Source organism: Enterobacter sp. 22466, assembly GCF_052044775.1.
Lineage (GTDB): Bacteria > Pseudomonadota > Gammaproteobacteria > Enterobacterales > Enterobacteriaceae > Enterobacter > Enterobacter dissolvens.
Map to the genome: position 1 here is coordinate 1 of NZ_JBQENX010000033.1, position 1,604 is coordinate 1,604.

Sequence of the window (1,604 nt, forward strand, 5' to 3'; positions counted from 1 at the left end):
CCCGTATCGCTGCGCTGGAAAATGCGCTCCGCCAGAAAGAGAATCAGCTCAGTCTCGTTGCAGAGACTGAGTCGTTCCTGCGTTCGGCGCTGGCCCGCGCTGAAGAAAAAATAGAGAACGAAGAGCGCGAAATAGAGCATCTGCGGGCGCAGATAGAAAAACTGCGGCGGATGCTGTTCGGTACCCGCTCAGAAAAACTTCGCCAACAGGTTGAAGAAGCCGAGGCCCTGCTGAAACAGCAGGAGCAACAAAGCGATCGCTACAACGGACGGGAAGACGATCCGCAGGTACCCCGCCAGTTGCGTCAGTCCCGTCATCGTCGCCCATTACCGGAACACTTTCCCCGTGAGATACACCGGCTGGAGCCATCTGAAACGGGTTGTCCGGAATGCGGTGGCGATATGGCGTACCTCAGCGAAGTCAGTGCGGAGCAACTGGAACTGGTCTCCAGCGCCCTGAAAGTGATCCGCACGGTCAGAGTGAAAAAGGCCTGCGTCAGATGCGACTGCATCGTTGAAGCACCTGCGCCATCACGTCCCATCGATCGGGGCATCGCCGGGCCGGGTCTGCTGGCCCGCGTGTTAACGAGCAAGTACTGTGAACATACGCCACTATATCGCCAGACTGAAATCCTGGCACGTCAGGGTGTGGAACTGAGTCGTGCACTGCTCTCCAACTGGGTGGATGCTTGTTGCCGGTTAATGGCACCGCTGGATGAGGCTCTCTGCCACTACGTAATGGGTTGTCGCAAACTGCACACTGACGACACACCTGTTCCGGTGCTGGCACCGGGCAGAAGGAAGACGAAAACCGGGCGCATCTGGACGTATGTTCGCGATGACCGGAACGCTGGCTCGTCAGACCCGCCCGCAGCGTGGTTCGCCTTCTCGCCGGACCGGCAGGGGAAGCATCCTCAACAACATCTTCGCCATTATCATGGCGTGCTGCAGGCCGATGCCTTCGCAGGTTACGACAGGTTGTTCAGCGCAGAGCGTGAAGGTGGCCCGTTAACAGAAGCTGCATGCTGGGCCCACGCGCGGCGCAAAATCCACGACGTCTATATAAGCACTCAAACAGCAACAGCAGAGGAAGCCCTGAAACGTATCGGCGAGCTGTACGCGGTAGAAGAGGAAATACGCGGCCTCCCGACAGCAGAGCGACTGGTAGCCAGACAATCCCAAAGCAAGCAGCTACTGGCATCCCTGCGTGAATGGTTGGTGGAGAAAAGAGCAACGCTGTCGAAAAAATCCCGGCTGGGCGAGGCGTTCGCTTATGTGCTCAATCAGTGGGATGCGCTGTGCTACTACTGTGATGATGGCCTAGCAGAGCCTGATAACAACGCGGCAGAACGAGCATTACGTGCAGTATGTCTGGGAAAGAAAAACTATATCTTCTTCGGTAGTGATCACGGAGGTGAGCGCGGAGCCCTGCTGTATGGACTGATCGGGACATGCCGGCTGAACGGTATAGATCCGGAAGCCTACCTTCGCCATATCCTGAGCGTACTGCCGGAGTGGCCCAGCAACAAAGTGGCCGAACTGCTGCCATGGAACGTAGATCTCACCAATAAATAGCCGTCAATACGGCGCTCACTTAACGCTTAC

General features: G+C 57.0%; 1 protein-coding gene. It reads left to right on the plus strand.

Annotated features, from left to right (window positions below; translation table 11 throughout):
• The first annotated feature begins 14 nt into the window (after positions 1 to 14).
• Positions 15 to 1,574, plus strand: a complete 1,560-nt coding sequence (gene tnpC, locus ACTJJI_RS26160) for an IS66 family transposase (RefSeq protein ID WP_440656301.1) — start codon at positions 15 to 17, stop codon at positions 1,572 to 1,574.
• Positions 1,575 to 1,604 lie beyond the last annotated feature (30 nt).